This is a genomic window from Bradyrhizobium sp. AUGA SZCCT0283 (assembly GCF_018130385.1).
GTDB lineage: Bacteria > Pseudomonadota > Alphaproteobacteria > Rhizobiales > Xanthobacteraceae > Bradyrhizobium.
This window is the reverse complement of record NZ_JAFCLU010000002.1, coordinates 128,804-151,538: the sequence shown is the minus strand read 5'-3', so window position 1 is coordinate 151,538 and position 22,735 is coordinate 128,804. Positions and strand designations below refer to the sequence as shown.

The 22,735-nt window shown below is 62.7% G+C and carries 17 protein-coding genes and 1 other RNA gene; 10 read left to right on the top strand and 8 right to left on the bottom strand.

The annotated features are described in order from the left end of the window. The first annotated feature begins 9 nt into the window (after nt 1–9). The 4 genes from JQ624_RS04180 (at nt 10) to JQ624_RS04165 (ending at nt 6,262) form a co-directional block, all read left to right on the top strand. On the top strand, nt 10–3,111 hold the full coding sequence (locus JQ624_RS04180) for an AAA family ATPase (RefSeq protein ID WP_212417581.1): 3,102 nt from the start codon (nt 10–12) through the stop codon (nt 3,109–3,111). 74 nt (nt 3,112–3,185) lie between these two features. Further along, complete coding sequence (locus JQ624_RS04175) at nt 3,186–3,593, top strand: hypothetical protein (protein WP_212417580.1); 408 nt, start codon at nt 3,186–3,188, stop codon at nt 3,591–3,593. Continuing rightward, a complete protein-coding gene (locus JQ624_RS04170) occupies nt 3,577–4,842 on the top strand; it encodes a lipopolysaccharide assembly protein LapB (protein ID WP_212417579.1) in 1,266 nt (421 codons plus the stop codon). Before JQ624_RS04175 ends, JQ624_RS04170 begins: the two co-directional genes overlap by 17 nt. Nucleotides 4,843–4,960: 118 nt before the next feature. Then, complete coding sequence (locus tag JQ624_RS04165; RefSeq protein WP_212417578.1) at nt 4,961–6,262, top strand: MFS transporter; 1,302 nt, start codon at nt 4,961–4,963, stop codon at nt 6,260–6,262. A 23-nt stretch (nt 6,263–6,285) separates the two neighbouring features. Here the strand turns inward: JQ624_RS04165 and JQ624_RS04160 are convergent, their stop codons facing one another. Then, nucleotides 6,286–7,311 carry a M23 family metallopeptidase gene (locus JQ624_RS04160; protein ID WP_312014376.1) on the bottom strand — a complete coding sequence of 342 codons (1,026 nt, stop codon included), beginning with the start codon at nt 7,309–7,311 and terminating at the stop codon, nt 6,286–6,288. A gap of 102 nt (nt 7,312–7,413) precedes the next feature. Then, the gene (locus JQ624_RS04155) at nt 7,414–8,025 is read right to left on the bottom strand and encodes a TetR/AcrR family transcriptional regulator (protein WP_212417576.1); all 612 of its coding nucleotides are present in this window, start codon (nt 8,023–8,025) and stop codon (nt 7,414–7,416) included. Nucleotides 8,026–8,134: 109 nt separating this feature from the next. Between JQ624_RS04155 and JQ624_RS04150 the strand changes: the two genes are divergently transcribed. Together JQ624_RS04150 and JQ624_RS04145 are read left to right on the top strand one after the other, a co-directional pair. Next, the gene (locus JQ624_RS04150) at nt 8,135–9,367 is read left to right on the top strand and encodes a cytochrome P450 (protein WP_212417575.1); all 1,233 of its coding nucleotides are present in this window, start codon (nt 8,135–8,137) and stop codon (nt 9,365–9,367) included. Between the two features lie 255 nt (nt 9,368–9,622). Next, nucleotides 9,623–13,261 carry an AsmA-like C-terminal region-containing protein gene (locus JQ624_RS04145; protein WP_212417574.1) on the top strand — a complete coding sequence of 1,213 codons (3,639 nt, stop codon included), beginning with the start codon at nt 9,623–9,625 and terminating at the stop codon, nt 13,259–13,261. Here JQ624_RS04145 and JQ624_RS04140 read toward each other — a convergent pair. Beyond that, nucleotides 13,258–14,835, bottom strand: a complete 1,578-nt coding sequence (locus JQ624_RS04140; RefSeq protein WP_212417573.1) for an ABC-F family ATP-binding cassette domain-containing protein — start codon at nt 14,833–14,835, stop codon at nt 13,258–13,260. The two genes, JQ624_RS04145 and JQ624_RS04140, sit on opposite strands and share 4 nt — an antisense overlap. A gap of 276 nt (nt 14,836–15,111) precedes the next feature. Here JQ624_RS04140 and JQ624_RS04135 point away from each other — a divergent pair, with 276 nt between their 5' ends. Beyond that, nucleotides 15,112–15,687, top strand: a complete 576-nt coding sequence (locus JQ624_RS04135) for a tetratricopeptide repeat protein (protein WP_409334300.1) — start codon at nt 15,112–15,114, stop codon at nt 15,685–15,687. A 134-nt stretch (nt 15,688–15,821) separates the two neighbouring features. Here the strand turns inward: JQ624_RS04135 and JQ624_RS04130 are convergent, their stop codons facing one another. From JQ624_RS04130 to ssrA, 5 genes are all read right to left on the bottom strand, one after another. After that, nucleotides 15,822–16,082: a ribbon-helix-helix domain-containing protein gene (locus tag JQ624_RS04130; protein WP_171710378.1), complete on the bottom strand. Its 261-nt coding sequence runs from the start codon at nt 16,080–16,082 to the stop codon at nt 15,822–15,824. Then, nucleotides 16,079–16,267 (bottom strand): DUF4169 family protein, encoded by a 189-nt coding sequence (locus tag JQ624_RS04125; RefSeq protein WP_212417571.1) that lies wholly within the window; start codon nt 16,265–16,267, stop codon nt 16,079–16,081. Before JQ624_RS04125 ends, JQ624_RS04130 begins: the two co-directional genes overlap by 4 nt. Before the next feature lie 276 nt (nt 16,268–16,543). Beyond that, on the bottom strand, nt 16,544–17,959 hold the full coding sequence (gene fumC / locus JQ624_RS04120) for a class II fumarate hydratase (protein WP_212417570.1): 1,416 nt from the start codon (nt 17,957–17,959) through the stop codon (nt 16,544–16,546). 72 nt (nt 17,960–18,031) lie between these two features. Continuing rightward, nucleotides 18,032–18,547, bottom strand: a complete 516-nt coding sequence (locus tag JQ624_RS04115; RefSeq protein WP_212417569.1) for an SspB family protein — start codon at nt 18,545–18,547, stop codon at nt 18,032–18,034. 144 nt (nt 18,548–18,691) lie between these two features. Further along, nucleotides 18,692–19,048: a transfer-messenger RNA gene (gene ssrA / locus JQ624_RS04110) on the bottom strand. Between the two features lie 46 nt (nt 19,049–19,094). Here ssrA and JQ624_RS38385 point away from each other — a divergent pair. The 3 genes from JQ624_RS38385 (at nt 19,095) to JQ624_RS04095 (ending at nt 22,622) form a co-directional block, all read left to right on the top strand. After that, nucleotides 19,095–19,940: a tripartite tricarboxylate transporter TctB family protein gene (locus tag JQ624_RS38385; RefSeq protein WP_249129371.1), complete on the top strand. Its 846-nt coding sequence runs from the start codon at nt 19,095–19,097 to the stop codon at nt 19,938–19,940. Nucleotides 19,941–19,947: 7 nt separating this feature from the next. Beyond that, a complete protein-coding gene (locus JQ624_RS04100) occupies nt 19,948–21,513 on the top strand; it encodes a tripartite tricarboxylate transporter permease (RefSeq protein WP_212417568.1) in 1,566 nt (521 codons plus the stop codon). 125 nt (nt 21,514–21,638) lie between these two features. Further along, nucleotides 21,639–22,622 (top strand): tripartite tricarboxylate transporter substrate binding protein BugD, encoded by a 984-nt coding sequence (locus JQ624_RS04095; protein ID WP_212417567.1) that lies wholly within the window; start codon nt 21,639–21,641, stop codon nt 22,620–22,622. Nucleotides 22,623–22,735 lie beyond the last annotated feature (113 nt).

Genomic DNA, 22,735 nt, shown 5'->3' with positions numbered 1-22,735 from the left:
GTCAGGATAATGACGACGAAACGCGATCTCGAAGGAGAACGCAAACAAGTCACCGTGCTATTTGCTGACATCGTCGGATCTCTCAGAATCATAGCAGATCGCGATCCTGAGGAAGCACAGAAGCTTCTCGACCCCGTTCTCGACCACATGCTCGAAGCCGTCCACCATTATGAGGGCATGGTGAACAGGGTCATGGGCGACGGCATCATGGCGCTGTTCGGGGCTCCACTCGCGCATGAAGATCATGCGGTGCGCGCATGCTATGCTGCTCTCAGGATGCAGCAGACGATTGCCCGCTATGCGGAAGAAATCCGCCGCATTCACGGCGCGCCAATCACGATCCGGGTCGGCATCAACTCCGGAGAGATTGTCGTCTCGTCAATCAACAACGATCTCTATATGGACTATACGGTCGTCGGACAAACGGCCCATCTGGCATCCCGCATGGAGCAAATGGCGATGCCGGGTTCTGTGCTCGCCACTGCCGATACCATCCGGCTCGTTGAAGGATATGTCGAGGCCAAGTCGCTCGGCGAAATGACGATAAAGGGACTTGCGCACCCGGTTGAAGTCTTCGAGATCACCGAAGGGGGCTTTGAGCGGACAAAATTGCAGGCGGCCGCCTCGCGCGGGTTGACGCCCTTTGTCGGTCGTGAACTGGAGATCCAACAACTTACCCAGGCACTGGATCACGCCCGCGGCGGTCATGGTCAGGTCGTAGCAGTCGTCGGGGAGCCCGGCATGGGCAAATCGCGCCTGATTCATGAATTTGTTCATTCTCTCCGGACCGAAGACTGCCTGGTTCTCGAAACAAATTCGGCTTCATATGGCCATGCGGCATCGTATCTGCCGGTCATCGAACTGCTCCGGCATTATTATTTCAAGATCAGTCAACGCGACAACGCCAAGTCGATTCGCGAGAAGGTGACTGAAAAGATCCTGGCACTCGATCCTTCGCTGCAGGACGTAATCCCACCGCTGCTCGATCTGTTGGACGCATTGGATGCGGGACATCCGTTCCAGTCGTTGGATCCGCTTCAGCATCGACAACACACCTACCAGGCGATTACCCGATTGCTGTTGCGCGAAAACCATGTGCAGCCCGTCGTAGCGGTATTCGAAGATCTGCACTGGAACGATTCTCTCACGCTGGGCTTGCTGAACGAAATCGTTGTCAATGCACGCGACGCGCGCCTGCTGCTGCTGGTGACCTATCGTCCTGAGTTCCACGACGATTGGAAGGGGCGGCCGAATTACCGCAACCTGCGTCTGGAACCTCTTGAGAGTGCGAGCCTCACCACGCTTCTGCATTCACTGCTGGGATCGGATCCGGCGCTCGATAGTCTCAAGAACTTTGTTCTCGATCGCGCGGGCGGCAATCCATTCTTTGTGGAAGAGCTTGTTCGAACTCTGGTGGACCGCAAGGTCTTGGAGGGAACGCGCCAGAACTACCGAGTGATAAAGCCTATTTCGGGAAATGAGATCCCACCTACCGTACAGGCCGTTCTCGCCGCGCGTATCGACGCGCTGCCGAAAGCCGAAAAGAGGTTGCTGCAGGAGGCGGCGGTCATCGGACACGACGTTCCACTCTCGCTGTTGAAGGAAATAAGTAGTCTTCCCGACAGCGAGCTTCGAGGAGTCCTCAACAGTTTGCAGACGGCCGAATTTGTGTTTCCCACCCAGTTGTTTCCTGATCTTCAATTTTCCTTCAAGCACGCTCTCACTCACGATGTCGCCTACGGAGGCCTGCGGAGCGAGCGCCGCCGCGACATCCATCAGCGCGTCGTTCTCGCGATAGAAGAAGTCTATGCTGGCCGCATAGGCGAGCAGGTCGAGCGCCTGGCCGATCATGCGCTGCGTGGCGGGCTTCAGGAAAAGGCAGTGACGTATCTGCGCCAAGCGGGAACGAAGGCTGCGGACCGGGAAGCCTATCCTGAGGCTGTAATTCTTTTCGAGCAAGCTCTCGAGGCGCTGGCTGGATTGCCGCAAAGCAAGGAGGCCATTCAGAAGGCGATCGATATTCGCTTCGACATCCGCAATGTGCTGCAACCGCTCGGAGATCGCGACCGAATTGCTTCTCGTCTGCGCGAAGCTGAACAACTGGCAAATCGGATCGGAGACAAGAAGCGCAACGGATGGGTGCAATCCTATTTGACCGAACAGTTCTGGATGCTGGGCCGATACAGGGAATCGATCGAGGCAGGAGAGCGGGCCCTTGCCGTCGCGGAGTCGGATTTGCCTCTCCAGGTTGTCACCAATTTGCCTCTCGGATTGGCCCATCATACGCGAGGAGACTACAGCAAGGCCCGCGAGCATTTCGGTTGGAACGCCGTCCATTTGGAAGGCAGCCTGGCCAACCAGCGTTTCGGGATGTTCGTCTTGCCCGCCGCGTTCTCGCGTAGCTTTATCGCCTGGGGCTTGGCCGACACCGGACAATTTTCTGAAGCTTTCAATATCGGCGAGGACGCCCTCCGTATCGCCGAGAATGCGAGTCATCCCTTCAGTTGCGGTTACGCGCATCTTGGTCTTGGTGTCGTCGCCTTGCGTCAGGGAAATTTGCGCCGTGCCCTGCGCTCGTTCGAGCGGGCGCTGGCAGCCGGCGCATTTGCAGATAGTCCCGTGGGCTTTGCCTACGTTGCGCTGCATTTTGGTTACGCCCTCGCTCTGGCTGGCCGGGCGAACGAGGGAATTCCAATTCTGGAGCAGAGTATCGAGGTCGCTGAATCCAAGGGTTTCGTCGCCCGTCACTCGCTCCGCCTGGCTTACGTCAGCGAGGCTTACCTTTCGCTGGGGCGGGAGGGCGAGGCATTGAAGGCGGCCACGCGTGCACTCGAACTGGCCCGCAAACATGAGGAGCGGGCAAACGAAGGTTATTCGCTCCGGATGCTGGGTGAGGTGGATCTGTATCGAGGAAACCTGAATGATGCCAAGCATTGGCTCACGCAGGGAGTTACGCTTGCTGAGGAATTAGGCATGCGGCCGCTGCAAGCGAACTGCCATAAGGGGCTCGCCAACGCGTTCGATCTTGGCCATCAGAAATCGAGTGCAGAGCACCATCGCAGCATTTCGAATTCACTGGCAGAGGCGATGGAGATGCGTTTCTGGGGGTAAGCTTGTGAAGCTGAAGATGTCGGGATAGGCTTCGTTCGCGCTTGGCATTCGTGTAAGATGATAAGAGGGGCACCATGGATCAGAATGAGCTTCTGCTTGGGATCGAAAGAATGCGAAGCGACTCCAACTACTACGCGGCGGAAGTGATGCGCCGCGACGTAGGTACGGAGGCCTTGGTCGCCCCTGGATCGACAAAGGAGGGGAGAGCGGCAGCTCAGCTCCTCATCGTCACATGGGAGTCGATCGCGATCCTGATACGCGGTATCAGAACCAAGGATAAGATCTACGAAGCTACGCCGATATGTCACATGTATAAGGAGCTCGAGCCGGCCATTAAGCATTTCCGGAAGGAAGTCCCGGAGTTTGCCGCTGAGTTTGAAAAGCTGAATGCCGACTACCTTGCCTGGTTAAAGAAGAAAAAGAAGAGTGGCGATTATGTGAGCCGCGCCTGCGGCGGTCTCTTGCATGCACGATTTGGCTAACCAGGCATTCGGCGAGCGCCTCGGGTCTCGCTTTTCCACTTGGCTGCTTCGTCCGTACCTCGACCTGGGCCCGTTCCAAGCCGGGCCCACCCATGCCAAATCAGTTGATGCCGGTTGGCAAGCCTATGTCGATCCGGATGGCCCTTTCTTCCTTCCCCAACGTGCATTGTCGCCTGGTTTTCGCGTGCAGCTCGGGGAGCTGGCCGGCGCGCCTTATGCAATCAGCGATCCCCGCGACCTGGCCGAGGATCTGCGAACTGATCGGTGGCGCAAGCTTTGTCAGGATCTTGAACTTTGGCCAAGGCTTTCGTCCGTGCGCAAGTGCCGGCTGGCGGTGCTGCTTCACTCGATGTGCTTCTACGAGCCGTTACTCAAACTCATCCCGGTAGATTGGTCTGGTGCAAGCACTTACGATCCTTGTGGGGCACAACTCGCTTTCTGCCGCGCCTCGGCAAAGTTCATGCACGATTTGCCAAAGCGAACGTCGGGTTATGAATCCGAAACCATGTCGGCTTTTGAAAGTATTGCGATCGACGATCGGACCGACAGAGCGGTAAGATTCAATGCAACAGCAATGGTCTTCGTTCAGAAGGCCAAATCCCGCGCGCCCCTCGCAGAGCTCGATGATTGGAGCAAGCGGCTGGAGATCGCCTTCACCGCCGTGAAGGATGGCGAGAATGGATTTGCCGCACGATTGCTTGAAAGCAGATTCCACCGCGGAATGGGCTTCCTCCCTCAAGCTGCCGGCGACAGGAAAGCGATGATCAGGACAATGGACATTGCGGAACAGCTGGCGCGCGACCTTGCGCCGACGAGTGCGGCGGAGGAGATTCTTTATCGAGAAAATCTGCACGCAGTTCTGGAAAGCCGAACGAAGGAGGCGCTTTGGCTCAACGATCTTGATCTGGCGGCGTCGAGGGCGGACGAACTAACGCGGGTAGATCCGTACGATTCAAAGGCCTGGGTTGAGCTTGGTCAGGTACATTATCTCCAGGAAAATTGGCGGCAGGCTGCGGAAGAATATGTCGTCGCAGCGACGTTGGGCCCGCCAGCAAGTTCAGTCGGCCGGTACATGGCGGGCGTTTGCTTCGGCAAACTGGGTTTGGATTTTTTGGCTGCGTTCCTTTTCAAGGAGACCCTCGAAATAGATCCCTTCGGAATATCGTCCCGCCAGGAAATATTTGACTTGCCGGACATCGCGGCCCTCGACACACTCAAACAATGGGCCCGTTCGAATATAAGATTGTGATCACTCTTCCTGTCGAATCATGATCGCGCCGGCAACGGACCGGTCACCATTGTCCTTCCAATGATGGCGTAAGCGCAGAGTGTATTCGGTCAACGGGACCAACCCGAATTGTAACCTGATGCGTCTTCCCTTCTTTTATGGCTGGCTGATCGTCGTGGTGACGTTCGTCACCATGGCAATCGGGGTCAATGCGCGGACGGCGTTCTCGCTGTTCTTTCCGCCGATCATTTCCGAGTTCGGATGGGAGCGCGGCGTCACGGCCGGCGCCTTCTCCTTCGGCTTTGTGGTATCGGGTGCCGTCAGTCCGCTGATCGGGCGCATGATGGATCGCTTCGGGCCGCGCGGGGTGATGGAGCTCGGCGTCGCGCTGATGGGCGGCGGGCTGTTGCTGGCGCCGCTGACGACACAGCCCTGGCATCTCTATCTCACGATCGGCGTGCTGGTCGGCGCAGGCAGCGTGTGCCTCGGCTATTCCGGCCAGTCGCTGTTTCTGCCGAACTGGTTCATTCGCCGCCGCGGGCTCGCCATGGGGCTCGCCTTTGCCGGCGTCGGCATCGGCTCGGTGACCTTGCTGCCATGGGTGCAGCACATGATCGAGCAGACCGGTTGGCGCACCGCCTGCACCGCGATGGGCATTCTGGTGCTCGCCGTGCTCGCGCCGATCAATTTCCTGCTGCGCAAGCGCCCCGAGGATATTGGCTTGCTGCCGGACGGCGATGCGGCGCCGTCGGCGACATCGGCCGCACCTCGCTCGAACGTCGTCGATCCCGTGTGGGCCGGCACCGACTGGACGCTGCGCCGTGCGCTGCGCACCGCGCGATTCTGGTGGATCTCGCTCGGCTATTTCTCTGGCTTGTACGTCTGGTACGCGGTGCAGGTGCACCAGACCAAATACCTGCTCGACATCGGCTTCAGCGCGAACGTCGCGGTGTGGGCGCTCGGCGTCGTCAGCCTGCTCGGCATCCCCGGCCAGATCTGGCTTGGGCATCTTTCCGACCGGATCGGGCGCGAATGGATCTGGGCCATCAGCTGCGCCGGATTTGCGATCTGCTTTGCGGCGTTGATCGCCCTGAAATTCGCGCCGGCATTGCCGCTGGTCTATCTCATGATCTTCACCCAGGGTGCGCTCGGCTATGGCCTGACCTCGGTCATGGGCGCGGTGGTGCTGGAAATCTTTCAGGGCAGGCAATATGGCAGCATTTTTGGCACCATCATGCTCGCGGCGCTGGCCGGCGGCGCGGCAGGCCCGTGGGCGACCGGGCTGCTGTACGATCTTTCAGGCAGCTATACGTCAGCCTTTGCGATCGGCATTGCCGTCAGCATCCTGTCGGCGGTTGCGATCTGGCGGGCGTCGCCGGGCAAGGTGAGGGCGGTCGCGGGACAAATGCACAAGGCGCAAATCAGGACCGGCGCGGCCTAGCCGCAATTGCGCTCGATCACGGCTCATCGAGCGCGCGCTTCAACATCGAACGTTTTTCGCAGTACTTCGGCGCCGTCTCTGATCACACGGTATGTCGCGCTGTAGCGGCCGGCAGGCCACGCTGCCTCGCTGCGCTTCTTTCCGGCGATGATCAGGAACTGCGCCTTGTCCCGATCGAGCGCCGGAAGATTGTTGGTTGAGACGGAAACGCCGCCCGGGCCTTGCACTGCGAGGAATTGCCGGTCGCCGGCCTGCAGGCCGATGACCCTGACATAGGCGACGAGCGCATCCGAACCTGACGTGACGGGATGCTTGGCGATTTCTCCGGACTCGATCAGTTCCATGGTCGGCGCGGTACCGGCAAAGGCGTAATCGATGATTTCGCGGGGCCGGTATTGCGTCTGCTCGGCAAGGGAAGCAGCCCAGATCGACCGGCCGCCGCCGCAGGAATTCTCAGGCACCCCATAGGCAAAGGGGTCCACGATCTTTCCGCGATGCCGCACCGTGAAGTGAAGATGAAAGAATTCGGTATCGCCGGATAGTCCGACCAGGCCGATCGGCTGCCCGGTCGTTGTTTGATCGCCGACATTGACCCGAACACTGCCCTTGGCCATGTGACAATATTGGGTGCGCCAGCCGCTCTCATGCTCGATGACCACACCGTTGCCGCATTCCTTTCCGGCGATGGCGGCCTTTCCCGCGCTCTTGACCGAAATGTCTTCCATGTCGTTCCGCGTCCCGATCACGCGTCCGGGCGCCGCGGCGAGCACCTCTACGCCCTGTCTCTGTATTTCCAGGTTCCGAATCCTGATGTCGGTGCCGTCGTGACCGTCATAGCTGCGTCCGCCGCAGCGATAGTCGCGGACCTTGTCCGAGGCATCGTGATCGACATAGTTCTGAAAGAAGCAGGTCAGGCCCGGTTGGCACTTGATCGGCAGCGCGAGCGAGATGACTTCCTCGGCCTCCGCGTCGATCGCACCGGCAAGACACAGTGAAATCAGGATCAGGTATTTCAGGCGCGACCATCCGACTGCAGCGAAGCGATGCACAGGTAAGCGCGCAGAATGTGTCGAATATCCGGTGTCGGCATTCGCGGGCATCTGCTCACGCTAGCGATCTGTGATGACTTGCGCGAGGCGGATATTTTCGTCTCAGGCCGCTGAAATTCCCATCGCCCGCTGCAGGTCGCCGAGGGCGCGAAAAAAGCTGTCGGGCGGCGTGGTCTCGGGATCGATCAGCCGGTGCAGGCGAAAGCCGTCCTCCAGCGCCAGCACCAGCGCGCCAGCCCATGCCGGATTGAGAATTGTCGTCCTGCCGCTGTTCCTGGCCGTGGTCTCGATAATGTCGGTGACCAGTTTTCGCCGGGCGCGCAGCCGCTTGGCGAGTTCAGGCCGGCGCTTTTCGGCGCGCGCCACGAACAGGATCATTTCCATGTGCAGCAGTGGAGAGCGGCCGAGCGGATCCTGCTGGTTGCGGTCCATGGTCTTCAGCGCGTCGATGAAATCCGCAAGGTTCTTGTGCCGGTCGAGCAGATCGCGGATGCGCCCGATGGATTGTTCGACGTGATCCTCGAGCATGGCGATGATCAGTTCGTCCTTGCTCTTGAAGTTCGAATAGAACGCCCCGCGTGTGAAGCCGGCCGCCGCCGCGATCGCCTCGATGCTGGCGCCGCCGATTCCCTGTTCCTCGAACACGCGCGCCGCCGCCTCGAACAGCTTTTCGCGGGTGTCGTCCCTTGTGGGTCTCGTTCGCACTCTTGACATCCGCCCAGTTTAGGCGAGAATGCAACTCAATACAATAATGTATCGAGTTTCGATCGGTCGGCCAGGGGAAAACGCGCTGAACTGCGCACAGCAACCAGTTGAGGTCACCATGAACGAGCATGTTCAGACTGCCAGTAGCGCCCCGCTGTTCAATCCGTTGGCCCCGGAATTCATCCGCAATCCCTATCCGCATTACGAACGGATGCGTAGCACCGATCCGGTGCACCTGACGCCGCTCGGCGTGTATGTGGCCAGCCGCCACGCCGAGGTCAGCCTCGTGGTCCGCGACAAGCGGTTCGGCAAGGACTACGTCGAGCGCACGATCCGGCGTTACGGCCCCAAGATCATGGACGAGCCGGTGTTCCGCAGCATGAGCCACTGGATGCTGCAGCAGGATCCGCCGGACCATACCCGCCTGCGCGGGCTGGTGGTGAAGGCCTTCACCGCGCGCCGGGTCGAGGACATGCGCCCGCGCATCCAGCAGATCGTCGACGAGACGCTCGATCGCATCATTCCGCGAGGCAGGATGGACCTGATCGAGGATTTTGCGTTCCGCCTCCCGGTCACCATCATCTGCGACATGCTCGGAATTCCCGAAGACCATCGCGAGGTATTCTATGCCGGTTCGCGCGACGGCGGACGCCTGCTCGATCCGGTGCCGCTGACGCCGGACGAGATCAAGCAGGGCAACGCCAGCAATGCGATGGCGGCGATGTACTTCCAGCAGCTGTTCGAACTGCGGCGGAAGACCCCCGGCGACGACCTGATCACGCAGCTGGTGCAGGCCGAGGAGGACGGCAGCAAACTTTCCAACGAGGAGCTGACCGCCAATATCATCCTGTTGTTCGGCGCGGGCCATGAGACCACGGTCAACCTGATCGGCAACGGTTTGCTGGCGCTGCATCGCAATCCCGACCAGCTCGCGCTGCTCAAGGCCAAGCCGGAGCTCATCACCAACGCCATCGAGGAATTTCTGCGCTACGATTCCTCGGTGCAGCTGACCGGCCGGGTGGCGCTGGAAGACATCGACGATCTCGGCGGAAAACGCATCCCGAAGGGCGAAAGTGTGCTGTGTCTGCTCGGCTCGGCCAACCACGACCCCGCAGTCTATCCCGACCACCCGGAACGCCTCGATATCGTCAGGCCCAACGTAAGGCCGCTGTCCTTTGGCGGCGGCATCCACTTCTGCCTTGGCGCCCAGTTGGCGCGGATCGAGGCCGAGGTCGCGATTTCGACCCTGCTTCGGCGGATCCCGGACCTGCGGCTGGATGACGCTGTCAATCCGGAATGGCGGCCGACCTTCGTGCTGCGCGGCCTGAAGCGCCTGCCGGCGAGCTGGTGACGCCCTGGCGGTTTTGGCCCTCGGCTCGGATTGTAGCGTTTTCGAGCGGAGTGGACCCCGGTTCGCATAAAGAAAACGCGTCAAAACAAAAACCTAGAGCCCGGCTCTGCCGAAAGGGCTCCAGTTGGAGCCGGGTGGCCGCCTGTCAGTATGCCGCTGTGACTTCGCCATACTTCTCTCTATATTCCGGGCAGCTCCGGGGCCGGATTCGGCGTAGCGCGGCCTGCGCGCCGGGGCGGTTCAAGGGGAGATACCGTGCAGACGACGCTGCTCGGCCTGGCGATCGCCTTCATCATTGCGCTGATCGCCGCACTCGTCGGGCCGTATTTCATTGACTGGAACCAGTTCCGGCCTCAATTCGAGGCCGAGGCGACGCGGATCATCGGCGCGCCGGTTCGCGTCGGCGGCAAGCTTGACGCGCGGTTGTTGCCGGCGCCGTCGCTGCAGCTGCGCTCGGTCGTGGTCGGCGGCGCCAACGATCTCGGCAAGGTTCGCGCCGACAAGCTCGATGTCGAGTTCAGCCTCGGCTCGCTGATGCGCGGCGAGGTGCGTGCGACCGAATTGACGATCAACGGCATGTCGCTCGATCTCGGGCTCGACACGAAGGGCCGGATCGACTGGCCGGCATCGACCGGAACAGTCAATCTGGGCTCGCTGGCGATCGATCGGCTCAATCTCACCGGCCGCATCGCCCTGCACGACGCAGCCAGCCGCAGCACGCTCGAACTGAACGATATCGCCTTCAGTGGCGATGTGCGTTCGCTGGCCGGCTCGGTCCGCGGCGACGGCAACTTCATGCTGTCGGGCACGCGCTATCCGTTTCGCGTCTCCTCGGGGCAGGGCCCCGACGGCAACGGCACCCGCGTGCATCTCAATATCGACCCGGGCCAGCGCGCACTCGCCATCGATCTCGACGGCGTCCTGAATTTCGATGCCCGGGCGCCGCGCTTCGAAGGCGCGATGACGCTCGTCGCTCCTCCCGGTCAGAAGGGTAAGGGCAATGATCCACCGTGGCGCATCGGCGCGAAGGTCAAGGCCGATTATTCGGCGGCGCGGCTCGAACAAATCGAGGTGACCTACGGTCCCGAGGAGCGCGCGCTGAAACTCTCGGGCAGCGGCGACCTCCGCTTCGGTGCGGCGCCGCTGTTGCGCGCGGCGCTCTCGGCGCGTCAGCTCGATGCCGACAGATTCGTCACCAGGGACAATGCCGCCGAGCCGGCCCGCGCGTTACCGGCGCTGCGGGCGCTTGCGTCAGCCATTCCGCATCTGCCGATCCCCGCGCAGATGGAACTTGCCTCCGAGCAGGTCATGCTCGGCGGACGTCCGTTGCAGGACATCGCTGCCGAGCTGCATGGCGACGACAAATTCTGGCACCTCCGAAAACTGGAATTCCGCGCGCCCGGTGCGACCAGGGTTTCGCTCAGCGAGGCCATTGCGAAGAGCGGTGAGCCGGACCGATTCAAGGCCGCGCTCAGCGTCGAATCCTCCGATCCCGAGGCGCTGCTGACCTGGCTGCAGGGCCGCGGCGAGACCGCCTATCGCAGCCAGAAGCCGCTTCGGCTGCGCGGCGACATCACCGTGGCGCCTGAGGGCTTTGCCATCGACGCCATGAAGGCCGATATCGAAGGCGGCTCGGTGGAAGGGTGGGTGGCGATGTTGCACCGGCAGGCAGATCGCGGCTCCCGGATCGATGTGGAATTGAAGGCGGAGCGCCTCGACCTCGATGCCGCTACCGCCTTTGCGCGGTCGCTGGCGGGGCCGCAAGGCGAGTGGCCGGATGAGGGAAGGCTTTCGCTCGATATCGGCCGCGCCACCTCCGCCGGCCAGGAGTTGAGCCCGCTGCTCGCCAGACTAGCCTACTCGCCGGCGAAGATATCGCTCGAGCAGTTGAAGATCGGCCAGCTTGAAAGCGTGACGCTGGACGGCGCGGGCAATTTCGACCGCGTCAGCGCGACCGGCTGGTTCGCGCTCAATTCGAGCGCCGCCTCGCTCAGCCGGTTGACCAGCCTGATCGTTCCCTTTTCACCGGCGCTGGCCGCGCGACTCAATGCGATGGGGACCAGCCCCGGCCCGGCGCGCCTGAAGCTGGCGCTCGATCTCACCAGAAATGCGGCGCAGTCCGACCGGGTCCAGGCGCGCGCCGTCGCTGATCTCGACTCACCGCTACTCAAGGGCGTCACCACGATCACAGGCAGGCCGGCTGTCGCGGCAATCCAGGGCTTCGATCTCGCAGCTCTCGGGCGCAGTGAAGTCTGGATCGATTCGAAGTTGTCGTCCGAGCAAGGTCGCGCCTTGCTTGCCGGGCTCGGTCTTGATCGCGTCGTCGTGGCGGGTGATGGCCCCGGGCAGTTCGAGGGCACCGCGACCGGCGCGTGGGGTGCGCCTTTGCGGCTCAAGGCAAAGATCTCGGCAACGGGCCTTGATGCCGAAGCGGAAGGCTCCGCCGAGCCATGGGCGCCGGAGGCGCAGGCAAGTCTCGGCCTGAAAGTTCGCAGCGCCGATTTCGGGCCGCTGCTCGATCTCAAGCCGGCGAATACGCTGGCGCAGAACATCGGCCTGTCTTCGCGCGTGCAGCTCACCGGCAACAGGCTGACCTTCGACGACCTCGACAGCAGCGCCGGCGGTTCGCGCCTGCGTGGCAGCGTGGCGGTGACGCTCGGCGAGGAGAAGGAGATCGAGGGTGAAATCGGCGCCGACCAGCTCGCGCTGGCGCCGGCGTTTGCCCTGGCGCTTGGCGCCGCCGGACACGATGCCGCCGAGCCGCTCGGCACCGGGCTCGCGAAGGGATGGCGCGGCAGAATCGCGTTTCAGGCGCTGCGCGGCCTCTTGCCGGGCGGAAGCGAATTGCAGCCGGTGAGCGGGATGATCAAGAGCGACGGCCAGTCGCTGAGCTTCGATGCCATCAAAGGCAAGATCGGCGGCGGCGAAGTCAGCGCCAGCATGGATGTGAAGCCAGGCGCGAGCGGCATTGCGTTGAACGCGAGCGTTCAGTTCTCCGGTGTCGACGGCACGGCGCTGCGCTATCGTAACCTCACGATGCCCGCCGGCCGCGCGTCGATGCAGATGACGCTGACGAGCCAGGGCCGCAGCGCCTCGGCGCTGGCGGGCGCGCTGTCCGGCAGCGGAACGCTGACGCTGGAGGCGGCCAGGATTTCAGGCCTCGATCCGCGCGCCTTCGAAGTGGCGGTCCGTGCCAATGACAGCGGGCAGGCAAAGGACGATGTCCGATTGAAGCAGATCGTCGAGTCCGCTCTGCCGGCCGGCGCGCTTGCGGTTCCTTCCGCGCAAATCCCGTTCACCGTCAGGGACGGCCGGCTTCGCGTGGGCTCCACGACGCTGGACGGCAATGGGGTGCGGGCCACCGTCTCCGGCGGATACGATATCGCGGCCGATCAGGCCGATATCCGCGCTGCCCTTTCCTTGACGATGACGACCGGGCGTCCGGAGATTCAACTGCTTGCCGTGGGCACGCCCGACGCGCTCAGCCGCAGCGTCGACGTTGCCCCTTTGTCTTCGTGGCTGGCGGTGCGCGCGATCGATCACGAAACCCGAAGGCTCGATGCGATCGAACGCGGCGAGCCGCCGCCGCCGGCGCCGCCGCCAATCGTGCTGCCCGCGGATGGACAACCGCCGATTCCGGAGGCGGCGCTGCCGCCCGCGCCGGTGACCCCAAAAGGCCGCGACCCACGGCGGCCGCCGGCGAAGAAGGCGACGGCGCCGCGTCCGCCCGTCGTCAATGCGCCGCCCGCGCCCGTCGCAGGCCAGCCGCAGGTCGCGCCGTTGCCGCCGCCGATCGACGTCAGGCCCGCGCCGGGCGCCGCCGCCAGGCCGAAGCCGCGTCCGCCGCTGGCGCTGACGCCGCAGGTTGCTAACCCACCGCCCCGCTCGAACTAGCCGAGCACGATCTCCCGCCCGATTCCGATCGCCTGCAAGAATGCGTCGTCGTGGCTGACGGCGATCAGCGCGCCGTCGAATCCTTGCAGCGCATCTTCCAGTTCCTCGATCGAGGCGAGATCGAGATGGTTGGTCGGCTCGTCCAGCAGCAGGAGGAAGGGCGGCTGCGGGCGTGCGAAGACGCAGGCGAGGCCCGCGCGCAGCCGCTCGCCGCCTGAGAGCGTGGCCGCGATCTGCAGCGCCGCCCGGTTACGGAACGCAAACCGCGCCAGCGCGGCGTGGGCCGCATTGGCCGAGAGCTCCGGATTGAGGCGACTCAGATTGTCGAGAATGCTTGAGCCGGGATCGAGCAGGCCGATATGCTGATCGAGCACGGCAATGCGGTCGGTGAGGCGGCGGATGTCGCCGCTCATAGGTCTCAGCTCGCCGGTGATCAGGCGGAACAACGTGGTCTTGCCAGAACCGTTGGCGCCGCGGATGGCGATCCGCTCGGGTCCGCGAACGTCGAATGACAGCGGTCCAAACAGTTGGCGCTCTCCGAAGGCCATCACCACGTCCCTCAACGCAATGAGTTCGCGCCCGCCGGCCAGATGGCTGCGCGGCAGATCGATCGAAAGCGGCGTCAGGATCTCGACTTGCGCCCTGGCGATTTCCAGCACCTCGGTGCGCTCGCCGAGCAGGCGGCCGGCGAGCTGACTTTCGCGCGCGGCGCTGTTCTCGGCGCGTTGCTTCTCGCGGTCCATGAACATCTTGTCCTCGATGCCCTTGGCGCGCCAGGCGCGGCCGGCCTTGTCGCGGCGCGCCTTCTTTTCCCGCGCCTTCTGCAGCGCGCGTTCGGTCTCGCGCAGGGCGTCCGAGGCGCGGTCGAGGTCATCGGCGGCGCGGGCGCGGGCAGCCTCGCGCGCTTCGGCAAAGGCCGACCACGCACCGCCGAATATGCTGATGCCGATCGCCGTCAGTTCGACGATGCGGTCGACGCGATCCAGCAGCGCGCGGTCGTGACTGGCGACGAGGATGCCGCCCTGCCAGCGTTCAAGCAACTGCGCCACCGCCTGGCGGCCACAGCTGTCGAGATTGTTGGTGGGCTCGTCCAGCAGCAGCAGATCCGGCGCCGCGATCAGGAGGCGCGCCAGCGCGAGCCGCGTTCGCTCGCCGCCGCTCAAGGAGGCGATCGGGCGATGCGGCGGCAACGACGGCAGCCCGGCTTCGGCGAGCGCGGCCTGTATCCTCGCTTCCAGCGTCCAATCCGCTTCCGCCGCATCATCAAGCGATCCTTCGCCGCGTTCGAGCCGGCGCAGGCGGGCAAGATCGCCGGCGACGCCGAGCGCCTCGTCGACCGTCAGCCGTTCATCGGTCAGTTGCGCGAGCATGCCGATCGAGCCGATGCGTTGCAGCGATCCGCCTGCTGGTTCGATCTCGCCCGCGATCAGGCGAAGCAATGTGGATTTGCCGCAGCCGTTGCGGCCGACAAGGCCGGTGCGCTCGCGCCCGATCGCGAGCGTCAATCCATTGAACAGCGGGCGTCCGTCAGGCGTGGCGAGGGAGATGGAATCCAGAACGAGAAAGGCAGGCATGGAGAGCTTCCGAAAATGGACTGAGGTCGCGGGGCGCGGTCAGCTTTGCGATGTCCATTTCTCTCTCCAGGGCTTCTCAGCGACTTCGTCGGGTTCCGCCCGCCGCTTGCGCGGGAACTGCCACGACCGTCAATTAGATACGTATTGCCGTCATTCGTCCAGCCTGCCGCAACGCGCAACGCTTCCGCGTGATCGGCGGGAATACTTGCCGCCCGGCGGGGTCTGTACCTGCGGCTGGACCATGGATTCGCTCACGCTGGAAAACCGGAGGTTCGTATAATGAAATCGGCAATCAAGCTCGCAACGCTGGCATTGTTTTCAATGGCGCTGATTGCATCGCCGCCGTCCGTGCCGGCCTTCGCCGCGGGAGGCGACCCGCCTTCGGCCAACCCGCCGCCGCCGCCGGACACCAGACCCGCTCCCAGGTCGAGCTCCAAATCCAAGAAGAAGCCCGCCAAACAGTCGAGCGCCGACGATGCTGACTTCCGGCAGGGATACCGTGCCGCGTATGCGACGATCTACGAGCGCAACGAATATGCTGCCGCCATCGAGCAGCTCAAGGCGCTCGGCCGCGACGACAACGCCGGCGTCGCCAACCTGATCGGCTATTCCTACCGCAAGCTCGGCGACTACAGGCTGTCGCAGGTCTGGTACGAGCGCGCGCTGAAGGCGGACCCGAACCACGTGCTGACCTGGCAGTATTACGGCCTGTGGCAGATCGAGCAGGGTAATCGCGACCAGGCGTCGTATCATCTCGGCCGTATCGCCGCGATCTGCGGCACGGGCTGCGAGGAGTATCGGTCGTTGGCCGCGGCGCTCGAAAAGCCGCCCGGCACCGGACTCGTTTATTAAGCGTTGCGATGAAACAGGGCGGGCGCGCTTGCGGCGCGCTCGCCCTGATCGAAGCCCATAGCGTTTTCGAGCGAAAACGCGTCAAAACAAGACTCTCGAGCTTCGGTTTTGATTCAATCAGAACCGATAATGCTCTAGGCCTGCGGCCGCGGCGCGTCCGGCGCGGCGGCCGCCGGCATGGCGCGGGTGCGGAAATAGTCCAGCACGAAGAGACGGATCGCCGAGGACAGATTACCCTGCTGGCGATTGCTGTCGATCTCGCCGACCAACTCGGACAAGGTCATGTTCCGCAGGCCCGAGATTTCCTTCATGCCGTTCCAGAAAGCCTCTTCGAGGCTGACGCTGGTCTTGTGGCCGGCGACCACGATCGAGCGCTTGACGACGGGTGACTTCATGACGCGTCTCCGTCATCGAGCTTGTGCTGGTCCAGAAGATCGCCGGCGCGATCCTTGCGATGTTGATCGAGAGCACGTTCGGCCTTGGTGCGGCCGAACCGCGCGCGGTTGGCATCGGCTTGCTTCGCCGATTGTTCCCGTTCGCTGCGTTTCTTGAATCGCTTCAGGTTGATCACGTCTGCCATGTTCGCCTCCATCATCCGGCGACTCGAAGGCATGATAATTCATTGGCTGGAAAAACGTCGTCGTGTCGTGCGCTGGAAAATTGAATGGTCATTCGGAATCCCCGTGTAGCGTTCTCTGATAGCATCAAAAAATATGTTTCGCTCTGCGAAAACCGAATAATTACTGCTCCTACCATGCGTCAACGCAACGGCGATAGATGATCAACCTCATTCTTTGGGTATGATCCATAATTATAATCACTCACCCGTAGTTTCCCGGGGGCGCCGCGGCGGCGATCAGCCCGGGTGTGTCATTTTGTCCGGCTGCACCAGACGTTCGAATTCGGCGGCGTTCACAAACCCGAGGCGTACAGCCTCTTCCTTCAATGTTGTTCCGCGCGCGTGCGCCGATTTGGCGACCTTCGCGGCGTTGTCGTATCCGATCTTGGGAGCCAGCGCGGTGACCAGCATCAGCGAGCGCTCCATCAAATCGCGGATTCGCTTTTCGTCGGCGCGTATGCCCACCACGCAATGTTCGGTGAACGAACGCGCCGCGTCCGACAGCAGTTGAATGGAATGTATCATACAATATGCCAGTACCGGCTTGTAAACATTCAACTCGAAATGTCCCTGGCTCCCGGCAACGGTGACGGCTGTCTGGTTGCCGAACACCTGACAGCAGACCATGGTCATCGCTTCGCACTGGGTCGGGTTGACCTTGCCGGGCATGATCGACGAGCCCGGCTCGTTTTCCGGCAGGATCAATTCACCGAGACCGGAACGCGGGCCCGAGCCCAGCAGCCGAATGTCATTGGCGATCTTGAACAGGCCGGTCGCCACCGAATTGATCGCACCATGCACCATCACATAGGCGTCGTTGGAAGCCAGCGCCTCGAATTTGTTGGGCGCGCTGGTGAAGGGCAGCCTTGCGATTTTCGCGACGTGCCTGGCAAACAGTTTTGCAAATCGCGGTTTCGAGTTGAGGCCGGTGCCGACAGCAGTTCCGCCCTGCGCCAGCGGGAACAAATCTTTCACCGCGATGCGCAGCCGCGCGATCCCGCTCTCGACCTGCGCGGCGTAGCCCGAGAATTCCTGCCCCAGCGTCAACGGCGTTGCGTCCTGGGTGTGGGTTCGCCCGATCTTGACGATCTTTGCGAACGCCTTTTCCTTCTTGCGCAATTCGCGATGCAGCTCAGTGAGAGCCGGAATCAGGTCGGCGATGATGCGTCCCGCGGCGGCGATATGCATCGCGGTCGGAAATGAATCGTTCGACGACTGACTCATGTTGACGTGATCGTTGGGGTGAACCGGTTTCTTGGCGCCGAGTTCGCCACCCAGCATCTGGTTGGCGCGGTTGGCGATCACCTCGTTGAGGTTCATGTTGGTCTGGGTGCCGGAGCCGGTCTGCCAGACGACCAGCGGAAAGTGATCGTCGAGCTTGCCTTCGATCACCTCGCGCGCGGCGCGGATGATGGCGCCGGCGCGGCGCGCGTCGAGCAATCCGAGTTCACGATTGGTTTGGGCGGCGGCGAGTTTGACGATGCCGAGCGCATGGACGATCGCGATCGGCATGCGATCCTGGCCGATCTTGAAATTCTGTCGCGAGCGTTCGGTTTGCGCGCCCCAATAGCGGTCGGCGGGAACGTCGATCGGTCCGAAGCTGTCGGTCTCACTGCGGGTGGATTTGTTTCCGGATGTTTCTGTGCGGGCCATGCGTACTGTCCGTTGCGCCGTGAAGTGGCGGAACGTTTACACTACAGCGTAGCCGATTTTCTCGCGCTCAGATTATTTCTTGCGGAAGCGATCCAACCTAACCACTTCCGCGCCTTCGCTCGTCTTCGCCGGCTCGTCCTTGCCTTCCGCGGCGGGCTCCGGCGCGGCGACGGGCAGGGCAGACGGAGCCGGAACCGCCGGCAGCTTCGCTGCCGGTGCCTCGGCAGCCGTCTCTGACGGCTCGAATTGCAGCCCGAACTGCACCGAAGGATCGAGGAAGCTCTTGATCGCCGCGAAGGGCACCACCAGCCGCTCGGGGATGCCGCCGAACGACAGGCCGACCTCGAAACGATCCTCCGTCACCACCAGGTCCCAGAACTGATGCTGCAGGATGATCGTCATCTCTTCCGGATACTGCGCCAAGAGCCGCGGCGACAGCTTCACGCCGTCGGCGGTGGACAGGAAGGTGATGAAGAAATGATGCTCGCCCGGCAGGCCGTGTTCGGCGGCATCGGTCAGCACGCGGCGCAGCACCCCGCGTAGCGCGTCGCGCGCCAGCACGTCATAACGGATATGATCGGTCGCCATGGTCGTCCTGTTACGTTGAATGGCCGCCGGTCCCCCGACTCGCCCCTTTACCCCATGCTACCCCGGCGCGAGCCGCAGGTCAGCAGGCCTGACGGAGCGAATTTGCGGCAGAACAGCGTCGTCGGCCGGAAATAAAAAGAATAAAGTGGAGGCTTCTGTTGCCAGGTGCCTCCGAACCCCGCCTAGCGGAGCTTAACCCACTAGGACTTTAGACTTGGTCTTTCAAACTGCGTTACGCAGCCTGAGCAACCGGAGCATAGTTGTCGTTTGCAACTATTGCATAGCCCGATAACGGCGGAACCATACCGGGAAAAAACTCGCCCTTTACGCCCTCGTCGATCCTGGTTCGCCCCCGCCGAAACCCATCCTGAAGGGTGGGCTTGGGTGGAGGCGCCGGGTACTGCCCCCGGGTCCGAATGGTTTATTGCGACGGTCATTTATTTCCATAGCCGGCGAACCGGCACCCCTAATATAGGGTGCAAGTTTGGAGAAAAATAGGGCCGAAGGCGCTGAACGGGAGGGGAACGCCGGGGCCTGGACTTTCGGTTTGATGTCGCTCAGTTGCGGTTTCGCCACGAATTCGATCATTCCCGAAATGCGGCGGGTGCGGGCTACGTCCCGGCGCTGCACGAATTTTCGCCAGCCGGCGGTGTGGATCGCGCGGCTGATCGCCCATCGCTCGGGGGCTATGGTGCTCCAATCGCAATGGTTGCGATCTGCGGCCCCATTAGTGCGCCTGATTGCAAGCTTTGATACTTCATTTGCCATCCGGCTTGGAAGCATTTTGGGTTTTGCTGGCGTTGCCGGAGGAAACTCGCTACGCAGTTTCCGGGACAAGCATACCTGTTATCCAAGCAACGGGCTCGAAGCCCGCTTTGGGGGAGGAGTATCCATGAACGCTACGCCGGGCCAAGCGCCGGTCAAATCTGTCATGCCAAAGTGGGTTCGTGGCCCGCAGGATTTCGTCGGGGGAATAGCTCTGATGGCTATCGCCTTGTTCGCCCTTTGGGCGTCGAGCGACCTGCAGGGCATGCGCGGATTCTCGTTCGGCGCCGGCACCGCGCCGCGGATGTTCGGATTTCTGCTGCTGGGCCTCGGCGCTGCTGTCACCGCCGTCGGCGTCTTGAGCGAAGGCACGCACCTTGCGAAATACCACTGGCGCGGTCCTCTGTTTGTGTCGCTGGCGATCCTGTCGTTTGCCTTCACGATCCGGCCGATGGGAATGATCTTCGCTGCCATGACAAGCTTCATGATCTCGGCATGCGGGACTCCGGAGACACGGTGGATGGAAACGCTGATCGTCGGTGCCTGCCTGACGGCGTTTTGCGCCCTTTTGTTTCCCTACGCGCTCGGTCTGCCCTTGCAGATGCTGCCGACTTTCTTGATCCGGTGAGGGCGTGATGGGAGATATCTTTTCAAATCTTGGACTCGGCTTCGGCGTCGTTTTCCAACTCGTGCAGTGGACACCCGCGTTTCTCGGCGGCGCATCGATTCCGATCCCCGTCAACATTCTGCTGTGTCTGATCGGCGCGCTGGTCGGTACGCTGGTGGGCGTGCTGCCGGGCATCGGCACCATCGCCACCGTGGCCATGCTGCTTCCGATCACCTTCGGCCTGCCGCCGGTGGGCGCGCTGATCATGCTGGCCGGCATCTACTACGGTGCGCAGTATGGCGGCTCGACCACGTCGATCCTGGTCAACATTCCCGGTGAGGCCGGGTCCGTGGTCACCGCGCTCGACGGCTTCCAGATGGCCAAACAGGGCCGCGCCGGTCCGGCACTGGCGATCGCTGCGATCGGCTCGTTTTTCGCCGGCTGCGTCGCGACCGTTCTGATCGCCGTGCTGGGCGCGCCGCTCACCAAACTCGCGCTGGCGTTCGGGCCTGCCGAATATTTCTCGCTGATGGTGCTCGGCCTGATCTTCGCGGTCGTGCTCGCAAAGGGCTCGGTGCTGAAGGCGATCGCGATGATCGTGTTGGGACTGCTGCTGTCGATGGTGGGATCCGACATCGAAACCGGCGCCTCGCGCATGGCCTTCAACATTCCCGAACTGGCCGACGGTCTCGGCTTCGCCACGGTGGCGATGGGGCTGTTCGGTTTTGCGGAGATCATCCGCAATCTCGATGCCGGCGGCGAAAGCGATCGCGAACTGGTTCAGCAAAAGGTCACGGGCCTGATGCCGACCAGGAAGGACATGATCGATTCCACACCGGCGATCCTGCGCGGCACCGTGCTCGGCTCAATCCTCGGCATTCTGCCGGGCGGTGGCGCCGTGATCGCATCCTTCGCGGCCTACACGCTCGAGAAGAAGATATCGAAGAACCCACAGCGGTTTGGCCGCGGGGCGATCGAAGGCGTTGCGGCGCCGGAGAGCGCCAACAATGCCGCCGCCCAGACCTCCTTCATTCCGCTGCTGACGCTCGGCATTCCGCCGAACGCGGTGATGGCGCTGATGGTCGGCGCGATGACCATTCACGGTATCGTGCCCGGTCCTCAGGTGATGCAGAAGCAGCCGGAACTCGTCTGGGGCATGATCGCCTCGATGTGGGTCGGCAACCTGATGCTGCTCGTCATCAATCTGCCGTTGGTCGGCATCTGGGTGCGGCTGCTGCGGGTGCCGTATCGCCTGATGTTCCCGTCCATCGTGATCTTCTGCGCCATCGGCATCTACTCGGTGAACAACGCCCCGGTCGACGTCATCCTCGCCGGTGCGTTCGGGCTGGTCGGCTATTGGCTGATCAAGCACGATTTCGAGCCGGCGCCGTTGCTGCTCGGCATGGTGCTCGGGCCGCTGATGGAAGAGAACCTGCGACGGGCGCTTCTGATCTCGCGCGGTGACTGGTCAGTGTTCCTGACCCGCCCGTTGTCGGCGGTGCTGATGGCGATCGCCGCTGCCCTGCTTGTGCTTGCGATACTGCCTTCGCTGCGCAAGAAGCGCGACGAGGTGTTCGTCGAGTCGGAGAACTAACCTGCGGCGAACTAACCTGCGGCGGTCCGCCGCAGGCCGAAGTCTGTTCGCCCCCGGGCGAAATGCTAAAGAGCAAAGGCCGGCTTGGGAGAGCCGGCATTTGTCAATGGGTCGGGGATTTCAACATGAACTGGTATGGACGCTCGCTTGCGAGCGGTTGCCTGGCTGCGCTTGCCGGGCTGGCATTGCTTTCTGCGCCGGCGCAGGCTCAATCCTATCCGACGCGCAGTATCACCATGATCGTGCCGTTCGCGGCGGGCGGTCCGACCGATGTCATCTCGCGCATCGTCACCGCCCATATGGCGCAGACGCTCGGTCAAACCATCATCATCGAGAACGTCGTCGGCGCCGGCGGCACCACCGCCACCACGCGCGCGGCGCGCGCCGCCAATGACGGCTATACGCTGATCACGGGCCATATGGGTACGCATGCGGCCTCCGTGCCGCTTTATCCCAAGCTCGCCTATCACCCGGAGAAGGATTTCGAGCCGGTCGGACTGCTCGCCGGCACGCCGATCCTGATCCTGGCGCGCAAGGATCTGGCGCCAAAGGACCTCAAGGAATTCATCGCCTACGTGAAAGCCAACGCCGAAAAGGTCAATGCAGCGCATGCCGGCGTCGGCTCGGTCTCGCATGTCTCGTGCCAACTCCTCGAATCGATCCTCGCCGTCAAGCCGATCAGCGTTCCCTTCAATGGAACGGGGCCGGCGATGAATGCTCTGGTGGGCGGGCAGGTCGATTACATGTGCGACCAGATCGTCAACGCCGTGCCGCAGATCAAGGGCGGCACGATCAAGGCCTATGCCGTGGCGACGCCCCAGCGCAATCCGTCCTTGCCCGATGTTCCGACCACCACCGAGGCCGGCTTGCCGGCGTTTCAGGCCCAGGCCTGGAACGCGATCTTCGCGCCGAAGGGAACGCCTGCGGATGTCGTCGCCAAATTGAACGCCGCGGTCGTCAAGGCGCTGGATGACGAGGGCGTGCGCAAGCGCCTGCTCGATCTCGGCAGCGTCATCCCGGCTGCCGCCGATCGCACCCCGGCTGCGCTCGGAACCCTGGTGAAGAGTGAAATCGCGAAGTGGACGCCGGTGCTCAAGCCGGTGAATTAATCCCAATAATCAAGCTGATAGGCGAGGGGCGGGACGCGGGTTCCGCCCCTTGTCGTTTGCGCAGGGGATGATCATTTTTCGGGGTATAATCGGCATGCGAAGCCGAATCGGCG

Bases quoted from the DNA above. Each gene is read 5' to 3' on its own strand.
- JQ624_RS04180 (WP_212417581.1), top strand. From the start codon at position 10: ATGACGACGAAACGCGATCTCGAAGGAGAACGCAAACAAGTCACCGTG.
- JQ624_RS04175 (WP_212417580.1), top strand. From the start codon at position 3,186: ATGGATCAGAATGAGCTTCTGCTTGGGATCGAAAGAATGCGAAGCGAC.
- JQ624_RS04170 (WP_212417579.1), top strand. From the start codon at position 3,577: ATGCACGATTTGGCTAACCAGGCATTCGGCGAGCGCCTCGGGTCTCGC.
- JQ624_RS04165 (WP_212417578.1), top strand. From the start codon at position 4,961: ATGCGTCTTCCCTTCTTTTATGGCTGGCTGATCGTCGTGGTGACGTTC.
- JQ624_RS04155 (WP_212417576.1), bottom strand. From the start codon at position 8,025: ATGTCAAGAGTGCGAACGAGACCCACAAGGGACGACACCCGCGAAAAG.
- JQ624_RS04150 (WP_212417575.1), top strand. From the start codon at position 8,135: ATGAACGAGCATGTTCAGACTGCCAGTAGCGCCCCGCTGTTCAATCCG.
- JQ624_RS04140 (WP_212417573.1), bottom strand. From the start codon at position 14,835: ATGCCTGCCTTTCTCGTTCTGGATTCCATCTCCCTCGCCACGCCTGAC.
- JQ624_RS04130 (WP_171710378.1), bottom strand. From the start codon at position 16,082: ATGAAGTCACCCGTCGTCAAGCGCTCGATCGTGGTCGCCGGCCACAAG.
- JQ624_RS04125 (WP_212417571.1), bottom strand. From the start codon at position 16,267: ATGGCAGACGTGATCAACCTGAAGCGATTCAAGAAACGCAGCGAACGG.
- fumC (WP_212417570.1), bottom strand. From the start codon at position 17,959: ATGGCCCGCACAGAAACATCCGGAAACAAATCCACCCGCAGTGAGACC.
- JQ624_RS04115 (WP_212417569.1), bottom strand. From the start codon at position 18,547: ATGGCGACCGATCATATCCGTTATGACGTGCTGGCGCGCGACGCGCTA.
- JQ624_RS04100 (WP_212417568.1), top strand. From the start codon at position 19,948: ATGGGAGATATCTTTTCAAATCTTGGACTCGGCTTCGGCGTCGTTTTC.
- JQ624_RS04095 (WP_212417567.1), top strand. From the start codon at position 21,639: ATGAACTGGTATGGACGCTCGCTTGCGAGCGGTTGCCTGGCTGCGCTT.